General features: G+C 57.7%; 17 protein-coding genes. 6 read left to right on the top strand and 11 right to left on the bottom strand.

The features are described from left to right. Positions 1–67: 67 nt before the first annotated feature. The 4 genes from NIZ92_RS17090 to NIZ92_RS17075 are packed head-to-tail and all read right to left on the bottom strand — an operon-like array spanning position 68 to position 2,276. A complete protein-coding gene (locus NIZ92_RS17090) occupies positions 68–1,117 on the bottom strand; it encodes an NAD(P)H-dependent glycerol-3-phosphate dehydrogenase (RefSeq protein WP_060185554.1) in 1,050 nt (349 codons plus the stop codon). 2 nt (positions 1,118–1,119) lie between these two features. Beyond that, complete coding sequence (gene secB, locus NIZ92_RS17085) at positions 1,120–1,608, bottom strand: protein-export chaperone SecB (protein ID WP_009458614.1); 489 nt, start codon at positions 1,606–1,608, stop codon at positions 1,120–1,122. Positions 1,609–1,647: 39 nt separating this feature from the next. Beyond that, positions 1,648–1,905: a glutaredoxin 3 gene (gene grxC / locus NIZ92_RS17080; RefSeq protein ID WP_009458616.1), complete on the bottom strand. Its 258-nt coding sequence runs from the start codon at positions 1,903–1,905 to the stop codon at positions 1,648–1,650. Between the two features lie 23 nt (positions 1,906–1,928). Beyond that, a complete protein-coding gene (locus tag NIZ92_RS17075) occupies positions 1,929–2,276 on the bottom strand; it encodes a rhodanese-like domain-containing protein (protein ID WP_226349166.1) in 348 nt (115 codons plus the stop codon). A gap of 161 nt (positions 2,277–2,437) precedes the next feature. Here NIZ92_RS17075 and gpmA point away from each other — a divergent pair, with 161 nt between their 5' ends. From gpmA to NIZ92_RS17055, 4 genes are all read left to right on the top strand, one after another. Further along, a complete protein-coding gene (gpmA, locus tag NIZ92_RS17070; protein WP_009458620.1) occupies positions 2,438–3,184 on the top strand; it encodes a 2,3-diphosphoglycerate-dependent phosphoglycerate mutase in 747 nt (248 codons plus the stop codon). Between the two features lie 3 nt (positions 3,185–3,187). After that, positions 3,188–4,762 (top strand): murein hydrolase activator EnvC, encoded by a 1,575-nt coding sequence (locus tag NIZ92_RS17065; protein WP_254002307.1) that lies wholly within the window; start codon positions 3,188–3,190, stop codon positions 4,760–4,762. A 164-nt stretch (positions 4,763–4,926) separates the two neighbouring features. Next, positions 4,927–6,438: a S41 family peptidase gene (locus NIZ92_RS17060; protein WP_021447177.1), complete on the top strand. Its 1,512-nt coding sequence runs from the start codon at positions 4,927–4,929 to the stop codon at positions 6,436–6,438. A 15-nt stretch (positions 6,439–6,453) separates the two neighbouring features. Further along, complete coding sequence (locus tag NIZ92_RS17055; RefSeq protein WP_226349167.1) at positions 6,454–7,224, top strand: HesA/MoeB/ThiF family protein; 771 nt, start codon at positions 6,454–6,456, stop codon at positions 7,222–7,224. Between the two features lie 19 nt (positions 7,225–7,243). Here NIZ92_RS17055 and NIZ92_RS17050 read toward each other — a convergent pair whose 3' ends face one another. Further along, positions 7,244–8,173, bottom strand: coding sequence for an AraC family transcriptional regulator (locus tag NIZ92_RS17050; RefSeq protein ID WP_254002306.1), 930 nt, complete (start codon positions 8,171–8,173; stop codon positions 7,244–7,246). Positions 8,174–8,368: 195 nt separating this feature from the next. On the opposite strand from NIZ92_RS17050, the gene NIZ92_RS17045 reads away from it, so the two are divergent. Next, positions 8,369–9,823, top strand: coding sequence for an aldehyde dehydrogenase family protein (locus NIZ92_RS17045; RefSeq protein WP_021447176.1), 1,455 nt, complete (start codon positions 8,369–8,371; stop codon positions 9,821–9,823). Between the two features lie 6 nt (positions 9,824–9,829). On the opposite strand, the gene NIZ92_RS17040 is transcribed toward NIZ92_RS17045, so the two are convergent. The 6 genes from NIZ92_RS17040 to NIZ92_RS17015 all read right to left on the bottom strand — a co-directional run bounded on the left by NIZ92_RS17040 (position 9,830) and on the right by NIZ92_RS17015 (position 13,953). Next, positions 9,830–10,555 carry a pyrimidine 5'-nucleotidase gene (locus tag NIZ92_RS17040; protein ID WP_035270278.1) on the bottom strand — a complete coding sequence of 242 codons (726 nt, stop codon included), beginning with the start codon at positions 10,553–10,555 and terminating at the stop codon, positions 9,830–9,832. Between the two features lie 3 nt (positions 10,556–10,558). After that, entirely contained in the window at positions 10,559–11,455 is an 897-nt protein-coding gene (gene argB, locus NIZ92_RS17035) for an acetylglutamate kinase (protein ID WP_009458643.1), read from the bottom strand. A 76-nt stretch (positions 11,456–11,531) separates the two neighbouring features. Next, the gene (locus tag NIZ92_RS17030) at positions 11,532–12,032 is read right to left on the bottom strand and encodes a peroxiredoxin (protein WP_021447175.1); all 501 of its coding nucleotides are present in this window, start codon (positions 12,030–12,032) and stop codon (positions 11,532–11,534) included. Continuing rightward, complete coding sequence (locus NIZ92_RS17025; RefSeq protein WP_137430630.1) at positions 12,029–12,718, bottom strand: BON domain-containing protein; 690 nt, start codon at positions 12,716–12,718, stop codon at positions 12,029–12,031. Before NIZ92_RS17025 ends, NIZ92_RS17030 begins: the two co-directional genes overlap by 4 nt. Then, positions 12,715–13,308: a phosphoheptose isomerase gene (locus NIZ92_RS17020; protein WP_009458645.1), complete on the bottom strand. Its 594-nt coding sequence runs from the start codon at positions 13,306–13,308 to the stop codon at positions 12,715–12,717. The genes NIZ92_RS17025 and NIZ92_RS17020 overlap by 4 nt, the downstream gene beginning before the upstream one ends. Before the next feature lie 186 nt (positions 13,309–13,494). Further along, complete coding sequence (locus tag NIZ92_RS17015) at positions 13,495–13,953, bottom strand: YraN family protein (RefSeq protein WP_035270287.1); 459 nt, start codon at positions 13,951–13,953, stop codon at positions 13,495–13,497. A 34-nt stretch (positions 13,954–13,987) separates the two neighbouring features. Between NIZ92_RS17015 and rsmI the strand changes: the two genes are divergently transcribed. Then, positions 13,988–14,926 carry a 16S rRNA (cytidine(1402)-2'-O)-methyltransferase gene (gene rsmI / locus NIZ92_RS17010; RefSeq protein ID WP_035270288.1) on the top strand — a complete coding sequence of 313 codons (939 nt, stop codon included), beginning with the start codon at positions 13,988–13,990 and terminating at the stop codon, positions 14,924–14,926. Position 14,927 lies beyond the last annotated feature (1 nt).

The following is a 14,927-nucleotide window of genomic DNA, read 5'->3' as shown; positions in this document are numbered from 1 at the left end:
GAGTAAGAGACGGTTGACTGCAGTTCTGGCAGTGCGGGTGAAGTGCCAGATCGGGCAGACGAAGGTATTAGTGGCCTTCCTGCTTTGCCTCGCGGGTAAGCAAGGCGTGGACAGCTTCGCGCGGGGCCAGTTTTTCAAACAGGATTTGGCAGACCGCGGCGGTAATCGGTAATTCAATCTGGTGCGCTCGGCCCATTTCCAGAACCGAACGGGCACAGCGTACACCTTCAGCGGTAATGCCGGTGGCCAGGATGCTGTCCAGGCTTTCACCGGCACCCAGCGCCAGGCCTACTTGGCGATTGCGGGACAATTCGCCCGTAGCCGTCAGGACCAGATCTCCCAGACCGGCCAGGCCGGAGAAGGTTTCTGCTTGACCACCCAGGGCAACACCCAGGCGCTGCATTTCAGCCAGGCCTCGGGTAATCAGGGCAGCACGGGCGTTATGGCCCAGGCCCAGTGCATCGGCAATGCCACAGGCAATGGCCATGATGTTTTTGACAGCGCCGCCCACTTCCACGCCGATCATGTCGGTGCTGGTGTACAGGCGCGCTTGCTTGCCATGCAAAGCCTCCAGGGCAATGCCGGCCATATCAGCAGGTTCGCAGGCCAGTGTCAGCGCAACAGGCAGGCCTTTAGCCACTTCCAGGGCGAACGAAGGGCCAGAGAGCACGGCACGGCCTAGCCAGGGATGGTCGGGCAGGCTTTCACGCACAATTTGGTGGGGTAACAAGCCGCTTTCCTGATGGAAGCCTTTACAGGTCCAGACCAGCAGGACGGGATGGCGGCGTGTGGCAGGCAGGTACTGCGCCAGATCCACACAGGTTTGCGCCAGGCCACGCACAGGCACGCCCAGAATCAGCAGGGCAGGGCCGGTGTCGTCAGCCAGGGCAAACTCCATGACTTGCTGCAGGCTGTCGCTGGCCTGTAGCGAGTCGGGCAGCACGACATCGGGCAGGTAGGCTGGATTGCGATGATCCTGCCCGATGGCTTGTGCGGTTGATGCTTTGCGCGCCCATACCATCGTGGGAGCCTGGGTGCTGGCCAGAGCGGCCAAGGCCGTTCCCCAGCTGCCTGCGCCCAGGACTGCAACACGAACAGGAGTGTGCGCGTTTGACATCATCAGGCCTGCAAAGGCTGGCCGTCAGCGGGGGCGGCTTGCTGGGCCAGACGCTGCTCGTACAGGGACTGGAAGTTCACTTCAGTCAGGTGCAGGGCAGGCAGGGAAGTGCGGTTGATGGCGTCGGCCACGGCAGCGCGCAAGTAGGGGTACAGCATGGTGGGGCACACAATGCCCAGCAGGGGTTCGAGCTGCTCTTCAGGAATGTTGGCAGCTTCAAAGATACCGGCTTGGGTGGCTTCGACCAGGTACATGACCTTGTCGCCAATGCGTGTGGTCACAGTAGCGGTGACGGTGCTTTCGTAGACGGTGTCAGCCAGGCGTTGGCCGCCTACATTGATGGACACTTCCACGGAAGGGGCCTCTTGCTCCAGAAAGATTTGGGGAGCGTTGGGCATTTCGATGGACAGGTCTTTGATGTAGGTGCGCTGCAGGCTGAAGCTGGGTTGTTGAGCTTCTTGGTCAGCGGCTGGGGTGTTCTGGTCGGCCATGGGTGATCCTATGGGATAAAAAAATTGTTAGAAAAAAAATCAGGCAGCCAGCAGAGGCAGCAGGCCACCTTCGCGGTCCAAAGCGGCCAGATCATCGTAGCCACCTACATGGGTGTCGCCAATGTAGATTTGGGGAACGGTACGCCGACCGGTGCGCTCCATCATGAGAGCGCGCTGTTCGGGCTCGCGATCAATCATGATTTTATTGATTTCAGTTACGCCGCGTTGCTTGAGCAGCATTTCAGCGCGCACACAATAAGGGCACACCATTGTGGAGTACATCGTGACTTTTGCCATGAGAGCCTCGTAGAAGGGGGAGCTTACGATTTTTTGACGGGCAGACTGGACTGCAGCCAGCCTTGAATACCGCCTTGCAATGTGTAGGCTTCGTTGATGCCGTGCTTGCGCAGGACGGCCACGCTGCGCGGAGCGCTGCGACCGGTATCGCACACCAGAATGACAGGCTTGTCTTTGGGCAGTGTGCTGGCCTTGGCGTCAAGGTCGGCTGCAGGAATGTTGCGAGATTGTGCAATTGCCCCGGCTTTGAACTGATCGGCGCTGCGCAGATCAATCAAAATAGCGTCTTTCTGGTTTACCATCTGTACCGCTTCCGAGCTTGAAACTGCGCGTCCCGCACGGCCTTTGAAAAAGCTGGGTATTAACAGCATAATGCCGGCAAGCACCGCAATTGCTAAAATTAGAAGATTGTTCTGACTTAAGATGAAGTCCACGTTAAATCCTGTTGATTACCAAGAAAAGCAAGAAAAAAGGGCAAGATCACACGATTATAGAGTGGCGCCAATTTTTCAACCTCGAGGCTGTTTTTACCATGTATAAACTTGTACTGATGCGGCACGGCGAAAGCCAGTGGAACCTGGAGAACCGGTTTACTGGCTGGACCGATGTCGATCTTACCGAAACCGGGCGTCAACAGGCAAAGCAGGCCGGTGATCTGCTTAAAGAAAACGGTTTTGAGTTCGACCTGGCTTTCGCGTCGGTCCTCAAGCGCGCTATCCGTACCTTGTGGATCGCCCTGGATTCGATGGACGCCATGCACACCCCCATAGGTTTGAGCTGGCGCCTGAACGAACGCCATTATGGTGCTTTACAGGGCTTAAATAAAGCCGAAACCGCACAAAAGTACGGTGAGGATCAAGTCCTGGTCTGGCGTCGTGCCTACGCAATCGCTCCCGAGCCCGTCGCTGAAGACGATCCACGCAATCCGCGTTTTGATGCTCGCTACGCTCGTGTGCCAGCTGATCAACTGCCTCGCACCGAGTGCTTGCAAGACACTGTGGCCCGCGTGGTTCCTTTCTGGGACGAGTCTATTGCTCCTGCAATCCGCTCCGGCCGTCGCGTTCTGGTGACGGCTCACGGCAACAGCTTGCGCGCGCTGATCAAGCACCTGGACGGCATCTCTGACGAGGACATCGTTCACCTGAATATTCCTACCGGCCAGCCTTTGGTGTACGAGCTGGACGAAAACCTGCGTCCTATCCGTCATTACTACCTGGGCGACCAGGAAGCGATTGCGGCTCAGATGCAAGCCGTGGCCAATCAGGGCAAGGCGCAGTAAATAATGTGGCGCTACAGCGTTTGCCTGTTGCTGGCAGCCTGGACCTTACCGGCCCTGGCTGCTGATCCGGACTTGGCCGCCCGCCAGGCCCAGGCTCAAAAGCAGCAGGCAGAGCTGCGCCAGAAGATCGAATCGCTGCGCAAAACCATCGACACCAGCGAAAGCTCGCGTCGTGATGCCGCCAATGCCTTGCGCGAATCCGAGCAGGCTATTTCCGATATCGATCGCACGCTGGCTCAGATCGAGCAGCGGCAGGAACAATTGCACCAGCAGCTAGGTACGCTGGGCAAACAGATCAGCGAACAGCAAGTGATTAAAGAGCAACGTCAGCAGGAGCTGGCCGAGCAATTACGAGCGCAATACGCCAATGGTGTGTCGCCCTGGTCTGCCCTCTTGTCGGGTGATGATCCCAACGCCATTAACCGCGAATTGCATTACCTGGGCTATGTCTCGCGTCAGCAGACCGAGCAGGTTCATAAAGTACGTCGCACCGTAGAGCGTCTGGATCGCTTGCAGACCCAGGTTGCCGCGCGTGAGAAAGAGCAGGAGCAACTGGCCAAGGAGGCCGAGGCTCAGAAGGAAGCTCTGGAAGAGCAAAAAGAAAAACGAGCCAAGGTGGTGGCTGACATCAGCGCCGAGCTGGAACGCCAGCGCGGTCAGGCTGCCAACCTGCAAAGTAATGACAAACGGCTGGGAGATTTGATCTCCGGCCTGGAAACTGAAATTGCCCGACAGGCCGAGCTGGCCCGTCGCGCCGAAGAACAACGCCGACGGGAAGCGGCGCGCCGTGCAGAGGAAGCGCGCAAAGCCGAGCTGGCTCGTCAGCAAGAGTTGCAGCGTAAAGCCAAACAAGAGCAGGCCGCCCGTGAACAGGCACGTCTGGAGCGCGAGCGGGAGTTGCTGGAGCGGGCTCGTGCCACGCAACCGCCTTTGCCTGCGGCCTTGCCACCTAGCAAGCCGGAACCTGCTGCGCCACAGAAGCCAGATCCGGAACCCATGATTCCGCGTCCACCGCTGACCTACACGCCGCCGACCGCGAACGAGCGTCTCTTGTCAGACAGCCTGGAAGCGTCGTCCGAGCCTAGCGAGCCGATCAGCAAACCGGCCGTTCCCAAAGTGCGCGAGGTTCAGGTCGTTGAGGAGCCCGTTGAGCAGGCATCTGCTCCCGCCTTGGAACCAGAAGGTGGTTTCCAGGGTCTGAAACGTGGCTTGCCTTATCCGGTACGCGGCGAAATGCAAGGCAAGTTCGGGGCTGAACGTCCTGATGGCGGCATTTGGCGCGGTATTGTGTTGCGAGCACAGGCCGGCACCACGGTTCGCGCGGTAGCTCCAGGCCGAGTGGTTTTTGCCAGCTGGATGACCGGTTTTGGTAATTTGCTGATTATTGATCATGGTCGCGATTACTTGAGTGTCTATGCCTATAACCAGAGCACCCTCAAGCAAGTAGGCGATATTGTGGGGCGTGGGGATGCGGTTGCGCGGGTGGGAGCCACCGGCGGCCAGGTTGAACCCGGCCTGTACTTCGAGTTGCGCCATCAAGGCAAGCCAATCAATCCGCAGGTTTGGTTAGGTTCCTAAGCCACTTTTGCCTGCGGTGCTTACGTTTGCTCGCATTTGTTGCGCGGGGTAGCGACTCCAGCCCAGTTCACGCTGGTCGACGCTTTACGCTACTCTTATAATGCATGGTCGGGTCAGCTCCGGGAGGTGGCCCCGTCTTGAATCTGAAAATAATGGGAATGTGCATGAGCACTCGAAGGATTGGCAGCATTGGTCTAGTGGCAGCAGGTGCTGTGGGCGGTATCTTGATCAGCCTGGGCATTACTGCGGTCGCTCAACGCGGCGAGCCATTGCCTTTGCGCGAACTGCAGCAGTTCGCCAATGTGTTCGCTGCCATCAAGAACACGTATGTGGAGCCTTTGACGGATCAGGCCCTGGTCAATAACGCGATCAAGGGTTTGTTTACCGATCTGGATCCGCACTCGGCCTATCTGGATGCCGACGCTTTCAAGGAAATGGAAGCCATGACCCAAGGCGGGTTCGGCGGTCTGGGCATAGAGATTGGTAGCGAAGACGGGATGCCTAAAGTTATCTCGCCTATCGAGGATACGCCTGCGGCGCGCGCCGGTATTCTGGCGGGCGACATCATTACGCACATCAATGGCAAACCCACCAAGGATTTGAGCCTGAATGATGCCGTCAAGCAAATGCGTGGCGAGCCCAAAACCTCCATCAAGCTGACTATCCGTCGTGCTGGACGTGACAAGCCGCTGGAGTTCAACCTGGTGCGTGATGTCATCAAGGTACGCAGTGTGCGCTCCAAGATGCTGGCTGACGATGTGGCCTATGTACGCATTGCCCAGTTCCAGGAACGTACCGCTGCTGATCTGGTCAAGCAGTTGTCCGAGGTTCATAAAGGCCCAGGCGCACCAAAAGGCTTGGTGATTGACCTGCGTAACGACCCCGGTGGCTTGCTGGAAAGCGCTATCGGCGTGACTTCCGCCTTCCTGGATTCGGGTGATCTGGTGGTTTCCACCAAGGGCCGTATTCCTTCCTCCAACCGCGAGTACTACGTCAAATCCATGCAGTCCGTTCTGGGCGAGCTGGATACGGACGCGGATGTTCTGAAGAAACTGGATTGGCTCAAGAACGTGCCTATCGTGGTGCTGGTAAACGTGGGTTCGGCCTCGGCGTCGGAAATTGTGGCCGGTGCTTTGCAAGACCACAAACGCGCCACCATTATCGGTAACCGCACCTTCGGCAAGGGCTCGGTGCAAAGTGTGGTCCCTCTGTCCGAGGAATCGGGCCTGAAACTGACGACTGCCTTGTACTACACACCTAACGGTACTTCCATTCAGGTAACGGGCGTACAGCCGGACGTGGTCGTGGATGACACCGCTCAGGGCAATCTGTTCCGCTTGCCGCGCGAAGTGGACCTGAAGCGTCACCTGGTCAACAGCAAGGTGGATGAAACTACCGAAGAAGAACAGCCTGATCTGGGTATGAGCCCGGAATTCAAGATGTTTGAATTCGGTGGTGACGACGACTTCCAGTTGCAGCAAGCGCTGAACCATCTGGCTGGCCGTCCTGTGATCAAGAATGATCCAGCCAAAGTAGCTGCCGCCAAGGAAGCGGCTGCCAAGCGCGAAAAGGAAGTGGAGTCCGAGTCGCCGGAAAAAAAAAGTCCCCTGAGTCAGCAACCCAGCGTTGAGCGGTTCCGAATCACCCCCAAGGGGCTCGAACCGGTAAAGCCGTAAACACAGGTTCCTGACGTGGAAGATCAGCAATTACTGCGCTATGCGCGGCATATTCTGCTCGATGAATTCGGGGTAGAAGCGCAGGAGCGAATTCTGGCTTCTCGCATCCTGGTCGTTGGAGCCGGGGGACTGGGTTCCCCCGTGGTGGCTTATCTGGCGGCCTCGGGTGTGGGCTCCATCATTCTGGTGGATGATGACCAGGTGGAATTGAGCAATCTGCAGCGTCAGATTGCTCACACCACCGATCGTCTGGGCTGGGACAAGGTTGAATCTGCCAAGCTGCATATCGAGCAGCTCAATCCCGAAGTGAAGGTGACACCCGTCGTTCAGCGTCTGGACGAAGCGGGCTTGATGCATTGGGTTCAGCAAGTGGATCTGGTGCTGGATTGCTGCGACAACTTCGCAACCCGCCATGCGATCAACCGTGCCTGCGTGGCATTACGTAAACCTTTGGTGTCAGGTGCAGCGATTCGCTTTTCGGGTCAGGTCAGTACTTACGACTTGCGTCAGCCCGAAGCTCCTTGCTACCACTGTCTGTTCCCTGAAGCGGACGACGTCGAGGAACTGCGTTGCGCCACCACAGGCGTTTTGTCGCCCTTGTTGGGTATGGTGGGCAGCGCACAGGCGGTTGAAGCCTTGAAGCTGTTAGGCGGCTTCGGAGAGCCTTTGGTGGGCCGTTTGCTAAGTGTGGATGCCTTCAATATGAATTGGCATACCGTACGTTTTCGCAAAGATCCGGCTTGCCCGGTATGCGGTTCAGCGGCTGAACACGCCGATCACACTTGATCTGTTTCTGATCTCTGCTTCACGACTTCAGGCCATGAGCATGAAAATGGCCTGGCGTGGTGCCAAAGCGTCGTCTAAATTGGCGGTGAAAGTAGGACAGATCCGAAAATCCCACTGAATAGGCTATTTGCGCCACCGTGTTGGACGGTGTCTGGCGCAGCAGCTGTGCGGCTGCATCAAGCCGCAGCTGCATTAACTGGGCTGTAAAAGTACTTCCCTGTGCTTTGAACAGTTCCTGAACGGTACGCGGTGCCATACCCAGGTGCTTGGACAGGGCCGCAATATTCAAGGCGGGATCACCTAGTCGATCAGACAGATAGCCCAGTGCATCTTCGTACCGAGCCGCGCTTGGAGCAGGCGGGGCAGAGCGCCGTTCGTTAATGCTCATGGCCAGCAGGTCGCGCAGACAACGCCAGGCCTGATCGTGCTGATTCGCCCGCAGGCCATCGGCAGACAGTAGCAAGCCTTGTAGATAGTGCTCCAGCAAGTGCAGGCTGGCGCCTTGCGCCAGGGGCTGGGCGACCACGTCATTCAAAGGGCCGGTATAGGGCAACAGACCCTCCAGCGGCAAGCGCAGCGTGGTCATAATGACCTCGTCCACAAAATCCAGTGTGAAGGGGCTAGTGCCTATATTCAGGCTCAGGCTCCCGACGGGGAGCCATTGCTCACGCCCGTTCTGAATCAGGCGGCAGTGGCCTTGTTGATGCACATTCAAGAACAACCAGGGCTGATCCGTTTGCGGCCTGCTTGTGCTGACCCGATAGGGCTGAGCGGTCAGCCGGTTGATCGCTACCTCCCCCAGACGTTGCGAGCGCAAGGTGCCATGAAAGTTTTGTCCGTGGCACTGCGTTTGCACATGCTGAAAGGACAGTGAAATGGCTTGAGTCCAGAGCTTGGCGCCTTGTCCGGGTGGCAAAGCCTGCGTATCCCAGTGGTAGTTCGTGCTCATGCGTTTTTTTCCGTCTTCTGCGCCATTGTCCAGATTGGGCTGCGCCCCAGTCCACGACACAGAGAGGCATTCGGCTCAAGAATAGTATCTAAGACAGTACTGCATGGTGAGCTATGGCGCACCTCGGTGGCTATCGGGTTTAACCATGAAGGGTGCCCAAAGCGCACCTGGAGACAACACAGGAAAGGAGCAGTCATGACAGAGCAGCTAAAGCAGGTCTACCCCTACATCAACGGACAGGCCTGGAAATCAGAAGGTCAGTTGCATAAGGACCTGGTCAATCCCTATACGGGCAAACCGCTGGCTCGCGTTTTTCTGGCGACCAAGCAGGACATTGAAGAGGCGTTGGCCAGTGCAGAACGTGCACAGCGCATCTGGGGCAAGATGCTGGCCCGTGAACGTGAAGCGATTTTGTGCCGTGCGGCCGACATTGTGGAACGCCGTCGCGACGACATCGTGCGTGTGCTGGTTGAAGAGGGCGGTAACGTCTTTGGCAAGGCCATGTTCGAGTGCGATTACATCGTCAGCACCTTCCGTATTGCCGCCGGTCAGACCCGCGATATTCGGGGTGAAACCATGCCGTCGGACCTGCCAGGGCGTATTTCCATGAGCATTCGTCGTCCTTTGGGCGTGGTGGCTGGGATCGGGCCTTTCAATGCACCTTTGCTGCTCAATGGCAAGAAGTTGGCCCCGGCACTGGCGGCGGGTAACAGCTTCATCCTGAAGCCTTCGCCGCATACGCCTATGGCTGCCTTGATGTTTGCCGAGATTCTGGAAGAAGCCGGTCTGCCTCCCGGTGTGTTGACCGTTTTGCTGACCACCGACGAAGCTCTGGGCGATACCTTGTTCTCTGATCCGCGCGTCAAACTGGTGACTTTCACGGGCTCGGCTCGAGTGGGTCGTATCCTGGCGGATCTGGCTGGTCGCCATCAAAAGCGCATTGTGCTGGAGTTGGGTGGTAAAAGCCCGGTCGTGGTGCTGGATGATGCCACGCTGGATTACGCTGTGCGCTCCGCCGCTTTCGGCATCTATTTCAATCAGGGCCAGGTGTGCATGGCCAACTCGCGCATCATTGTGGAGCAGGGCATTTACGATGCGTTCTGCGAAGCCTTTGCCAAGCAGGTGGCTCGTATTCCTACTGGTGATCCTGCTTTGCCACAAACCGCGGTTGGTCCGCTGATCAGTTCCGAACAGGCTGATTTTGTGCAGGCCCACATTCAGGACGCCGTCTCCAAGGGGGCAACCTTGCTGGCAGGTGGTGGCCGCGAAGGCAATGTGATCCAGCCTACGGCCTTGTGCGATGTGACCCCGGACATGCATCTGTACCACGAGGAGACTTTTGGGCCTGTGGCTGCCATCTACAAGGCGCGCGACTACGAGCACGCCCTGGAAATGGCTAATGATACTTCCTACGGCTTATCCTCTGCCATTCTGACCAACGATCTGCAAAAGGCCATGGATTTTGCCGAGCGTATCGAGGCAGGTTCGGTCCACATCAACGACAACTCCTTTGATGATGATCCGAATGCGCCTTTCGGTGGCTTCAAGGACAGTGGCTACGGCAAGGAAAATGGCCGCTACTCGATTGCGGACATGACCGAATTGAAGTGGGTCACCATTCAGCAAGGGGAGCGCCAGCTGGCGTTCTAAGCAGGCCTAGGGACGTGGCCAGTTCTTGACCAGTTGTGCGATGCGGTTGATGCGATGGTCAACATACGGGCTGCGTCCATGATACAGAGCGCTAAATGGAGTGCCTGCGTTATAGATATGGATGGTTTGCATCCCTAACTGGCGGGCACTTTTCAAATTGCGCAGGGTGTCTTCGACCAGAACAATGTCGCGGGCCTGGGATTTCAGCACGGCCAGAGCCTGCTTCATCAATGCCTGAGAGGGCTTGGGGCGATAACGGCCTTGCAGCTGCATATGCTCGATGGCCCACAGCCCGTCAAAGACAGGCAGCAGATTCAGGGCTTTCAAGACGCGCTGTGCGTACTCCAGCGGTGCATTGGTCAGCAGCAGTTTGTAGCCAGGCAGACGGCGCAATTGGTAGGCCAGGCCTGGTTCGGCGCTGATCAGGGAAGGCACGTCAAAGTCGTGAGCGTGTCTCAGGAATGTCGCCGGGTCTGCTCCGTGGTGGCGTTGCAGGCCGATCATGGTGGCGCCATAACGCTTCCAGTATTCCAGACGCAGCCGGTCGGCCTCGTCCATATCCACGCCCAGCGTTTGCGCCACGCCGATGCGCATGCGTCCATCAATCGCCTGGAAAATGCCTTTGGAGGCATTGTGCAGGGTGTTATCCAGATCAAACAGCCAGATGGTTTCATCTGGCTGACAGGCTGACAAAGGCCGTGCCCAGGCATGGGCACGGATAGGAGCGCGCACGGATTAGTGCGAGCTGATCATGGTGCCCACACCACGGTCAGTCAGGATTTCCAGCAACAGGCAGTGAGGGACACGGCCATCAATGACATGTACGGAGTTGACGCCATTGCGCGCTGCATCCAGGGCCGAAGAGATCTTGGGCAGCATACCGCCGGAGATGGTGCCATCAGCGAACAGTTCGTCGATGGTCTGAGCTGACAGGCGACGCAACAGTTGACCTGCCTTGTCCAGCACACCGGGAGTGTTGGTCAGCATGACCAGTTTTTCAGCGCTAAGCACTTCGGCCATCTTGCCGGCAACGACGTCGGCATTGATGTTGTAGGCCTGACCGTCCTCACCGTATCCAATTGAGGAGATCACGGGGATGAACTGATCGTCCTGCAGGGCTTTGACCACTTCTGGCTGGATGCTTTCAATATCACCCACAAAACCAATATCCAGCAGCTCGCCAGGGTGTTCGGCATCGGGCAGCATTTTCTTGGTGACGCGAATCATGCCACCGTCTTTACCGGTCAGGCCCACTGCCTTGCCACCGGCTTCATTAATCATCATCACGATGTCTTGCTGCACCTGCCCGCCCAGCACCCACTCCACCACTTCCATGGTTTCGGCATCGGTGACACGCATGCCCTGAATAAAGGTGCCTTCTTTGCCCACTCGCTTGAGCGCGTCATTGATCTGGGGGCCACCACCGTGCACCACAACGGGGTTCAGGCCAACCAGCTTGAGCAAGACGACGTCATGGGCAAAGCTGCGCTGCAACGCTTCTTCAGTCATGGCGTTGCCACCGTATTTGATGACGACGGTCTTGCCGTGGAAACGACGAATATAGGGCAGGGCCTCGGACAAAACTTCTGCTTTGACGGTCGAGGAGTAATTCTGCGAATCTGTGGTGCTCATTGATGCGCTCACTTGAAGAAAACCCGGGTCCACTGCTGGTACCCGGGGTTATGTGGCTGGGGGCAGAAACAGGCTTTTAGCTGCTGGCCAGGGCTTTTTCGACGGTGGCAATGAATTCCTGCTTGTCGTAGTTACCCAGGTAGCGCTTGATGATGTGGCCCTGTTTGTCGAGTAAAAAGGCAGTGGGCGTCAAACGGACGTCCCCAAAAGCCTTGGCGATTTCGCCCTTGTCGTCATGGACAACCGTGAACGGCAGTTGGCGGGATTGGGTGAAGTTGCGCACGTAGTTGATGGGGTCGTGCTTCATGGCCACGGCAACAATATCGAACCCTTTGCCGGACATGGCATTGAAGTTCTCAATGTTGTCAGGCATTTGCGCCACGCAAGTGGTGCAGTCCGTGGCCCAGAATTTCACCAGGACGACCTTGCCTTGCAAGTCTTTGGTTTCAAAGTGCTTGCCATTCAGATCGGTAAAGGCGACATCCGGGGCGCTGGCCTTGGTGCTGCCGGACATGGTCCAGACGCCCAGACCCACGGCAATGGCAACAGCAAGGGCAATGATGACTACTTTTTTCATTGGACGGGCATAACTTCTACAGAGGAGGCGGGCGCAGGCTCAGTTGCAGGGGCCGCTGTGCCAGAACTATTGCTTGGCTGATTATTGGTGCTCAAAGGCTGTGCCAGGCTTTCGGCGCTGACGTATTCAAAGAGCTTGGCCACCTTGTTCACGCCAGGGACGCTGGAGGCAGCAATCGCGGCGCGTTCGCCTTCTTCACGGGTGACGCGACCCAGCAGATAGACCACGCCACGCTCCGTGGTGGTGGAGATCGTGCGGCTGGGAACGTCTTTGGCGTTCAGCAAGGCGGTGCTGACTCGGGTGGTGATCCAGGAGTCGTTCGAGCGTACGCCCAAGGGGGTAGGTTCACCCACACGCAGTTCGTTGACCACGCGAGTTACCTTATCAACCTTGGAAACCAGGCGAGCAGCTTCCTCCTTGTCGGCCTGGGTAGGCACATCACCCGTCAGCAGGGCAACCCCGGCGTAAGACGTGGTATTGATGCGGCCTTCCTTGTTTTCCAGCAGGCGGCGTGTTTCCGCACCGGCTTTCATGACAATGGTTTTGTCCTCGACCTGCTCGCCCGTAGTGCGGCGGTCGGTAGCGACAACGGCGGTTGTGGCAGCAGCGCCGCCAACTACCAACAGACCGCAACCGGTCAGCGTAGTGCTGGCCAGCAGGGCGGCCAGAATCAAACGGTGTTTCATAATGGATCTCCGAGCAGCAGCGCATCAATGCCATCGCACATGGCGTGCAACAGAACAATGTGTACTTCCTGAATACGCATGGTTCGATCGTGCGGGACGCACAGATGGATGTCGGTATCCGAAAGCAGGTCGGCGATTTGTCCGCCGCCCTTGCCAGTCAGGGCAATGATGACCATATCGCGCTCGCGAGCCGCTTCGATGGCGCGGATTACGTTTGGCGAATTGCCGCTGGTGGAGATGGCCACCAGAATATCGCCAGTCTGGCCCAAGGCACTGACCTGGCGTTCAAAGATGCTGTCAAAGCCATAGTCATTACCCACCGCCGTCATGATGGAGGTGTCGGTATTCAAGGCAATGCCAGCCAAGGGCAAACGGTCGCGCTCAAAGCGGCCCACCAGCTCAGCTATAAAGTGCTGGGCGTCGGCTGCTGATCCGCCGTTTCCGCAGGCCAGAATCTTGCCGTCGTTGGCCAGGGTGGCAAACAACAGCTCGACAGCGGCGGCCAAAGGTTCGGCCAGTTCGCGTGTGCTGGCTTTGAGAGTATCGACGGAATCGTCGAAATGCGAAGTCATTAAGGCGATAAGGTCCATAGCGCGCATTATCGCACGGAGAATTTCCCCGTGGGGCAGGCAGATCGTGTCATGTTGAAAAAAACGCCACGGTATTGAAACCAGATGCTGTAACAGGGCCGAAATACGGCGTGGCGGCTGGGTTTTTTGTATAGGACAGCGTTCTTGTCTGAAAATTCCCAGGGCGGCTTTGCTACTTTTTATTTTTCAGCGCTGCTCGAAGGCGTTCTGGATCCAGGTCAGGGTGTCGTCTTCAATGGCGATAACGTCAAATCGGCAGGCCGGCAGCCTGCCCTGGAAATAGCGCTGGCATAGCGTCGGCAGCCATTGTTGGGCTGTCAGGATCAAGCGCCGTTGCTTGTCCCGGTTTACACTGGCAAGCGCCCCGCCGTAGCCCTTGTGATTGCGCTGGCGCACTTCCAGAAAGACAAGATGATCTTGATGCCACAGAACCAGGTCAATCTCCCCAAAGCGAGCACCCAGTTGACGGGCCAGAATATGGGCACCCTGCGCGGTGACATGATCGCAGGCGCGCTGTTCAGCCTGGTCGCCGCATTGCTGGCTGGGAGAGCGCCGTGGCCTGTCCTTTCTGGCTGCAGGACGACTACGCTGTTTGCGCCGCAGTTGCCGGTTTTGAGCCTGGCGAGCGTATTCAAAGGGATTCATAGGGATACACGATGATCAATAAGCAGGATCAAGCATGAGCGATACCGAAAACCGAACAGGGAATGCCGGCGTCTGGCAAAGCATGATGGACAAGGTGCAAGGTCAGGTCTGGCCACAGTCTTGCCTGTATGTGGTGGCCACGCCCATTGGCAATATGGGAGACCTTAGCCTGCGCGGTTGGCAGGCGCTGGAACTATGCGACATTATTGCGGCAGAGGATACGCGGGCAACCCGTCCTTTCCTGCAGGCTTGGGGCATACAAACGCCTTTGATGGCGGCGCATCGCCATAACGAGGCCCAAGCCGCTCAGGCAATTATCGAGCGTCTGGAGCAGGGGCAGCGAGTGGCCTTGGTATCGGACGCGGGTGCGCCTGCTGTCAGTGACCCCGGTGCTCGCGTCGTACGTTCAGTGCGGGAGGCGGGCTTTCAGGTGATTCCTTTGCCCGGTGCCTCGGCAGTCATTACCGCCCTGATGGGGAGTGGTGCAACCAGTGACGAGAACCCCGCTTTTGCTTTTGCCGGTTTCATGCCGCCCAAAACTGTGGCGCGCCGTAAGTGGCTGCAGCATTGGTCCAGCCTGGGTATGCCGGTATTGATGTTTGAGTCTCCTCACCGTTTGCGTGCGGCCTTGCGCGATATGGAAGAGGTGTGTGGCCCGGAGCGCGAACTGACTTTTGCACGTGAACTCAGCAAGCGTTTTGAGCAAATTCATACCGTGCCTTTGGGGCAGGCCTTGGGCTGGCTGGATGAAGACAGCCACCGCGAGCAGGGTGAATTTGTCCTGATTCTGCATGACGCTGTGCGCGAAGTGGACGAAGATGCGCCTGCGCTGGATGCCACTACAGAGCGCTGGATGAAAGCCTTGCTGGAGCAGGTCTCGCTGCGTGATGCAGCCCGGATTGCCAGCCAGGCGACCGGAATTCCTCGTGATGTTCTGTATGCCTGGGGTCTGGCGAACTCGCCCAAGGACTAGG

The organism is Alcaligenes sp. 1735tsa3 (assembly GCF_024134565.1).
GTDB classification, from domain to species: domain Bacteria; phylum Pseudomonadota; class Gammaproteobacteria; order Burkholderiales; family Burkholderiaceae_B; genus Alcaligenes; species Alcaligenes phenolicus.
The sequence above is the reverse complement of the archived record's forward strand: the minus strand, read 5'-3'. Positions and strand labels throughout refer to the sequence as shown.

What these genes read in the sequence shown, in the direction of transcription:
- NIZ92_RS17065 (WP_254002307.1), top strand. Translation starts at nt 3,188, where the DNA reads ATGTGGCGCTACAGCGTTTGCCTGTTGCTGGCAGCCTGGACCTTACCG.
- NIZ92_RS17030 (WP_021447175.1), bottom strand. Translation starts at nt 12,032, where the DNA reads ATGAAAAAAGTAGTCATCATTGCCCTTGCTGTTGCCATTGCCGTGGGT.
- NIZ92_RS17050 (WP_254002306.1), bottom strand. Translation starts at nt 8,173, where the DNA reads ATGAGCACGAACTACCACTGGGATACGCAGGCTTTGCCACCCGGACAA.
- gpmA (WP_009458620.1), top strand. Translation starts at nt 2,438, where the DNA reads ATGTATAAACTTGTACTGATGCGGCACGGCGAAAGCCAGTGGAACCTG.
- argB (WP_009458643.1), bottom strand. Translation starts at nt 11,455, where the DNA reads ATGAGCACCACAGATTCGCAGAATTACTCCTCGACCGTCAAAGCAGAA.
- secB (WP_009458614.1), bottom strand. Translation starts at nt 1,608, where the DNA reads ATGGCCGACCAGAACACCCCAGCCGCTGACCAAGAAGCTCAACAACCC.
- NIZ92_RS17075 (WP_226349166.1), bottom strand. Translation starts at nt 2,276, where the DNA reads ATGCTGTTAATACCCAGCTTTTTCAAAGGCCGTGCGGGACGCGCAGTT.
- NIZ92_RS17020 (WP_009458645.1), bottom strand. Translation starts at nt 13,308, where the DNA reads ATGGACCTTATCGCCTTAATGACTTCGCATTTCGACGATTCCGTCGAT.
- grxC (WP_009458616.1), bottom strand. Translation starts at nt 1,905, where the DNA reads ATGGCAAAAGTCACGATGTACTCCACAATGGTGTGCCCTTATTGTGTG.
- NIZ92_RS17025 (WP_137430630.1), bottom strand. Translation starts at nt 12,718, where the DNA reads ATGAAACACCGTTTGATTCTGGCCGCCCTGCTGGCCAGCACTACGCTG.
- NIZ92_RS17060 (WP_021447177.1), top strand. Translation starts at nt 4,927, where the DNA reads ATGAGCACTCGAAGGATTGGCAGCATTGGTCTAGTGGCAGCAGGTGCT.
- NIZ92_RS17045 (WP_021447176.1), top strand. Translation starts at nt 8,369, where the DNA reads ATGACAGAGCAGCTAAAGCAGGTCTACCCCTACATCAACGGACAGGCC.
- NIZ92_RS17015 (WP_035270287.1), bottom strand. Translation starts at nt 13,953, where the DNA reads ATGAATCCCTTTGAATACGCTCGCCAGGCTCAAAACCGGCAACTGCGG.
- NIZ92_RS17090 (WP_060185554.1), bottom strand. Translation starts at nt 1,117, where the DNA reads ATGTCAAACGCGCACACTCCTGTTCGTGTTGCAGTCCTGGGCGCAGGC.
- rsmI (WP_035270288.1), top strand. Translation starts at nt 13,988, where the DNA reads ATGAGCGATACCGAAAACCGAACAGGGAATGCCGGCGTCTGGCAAAGC.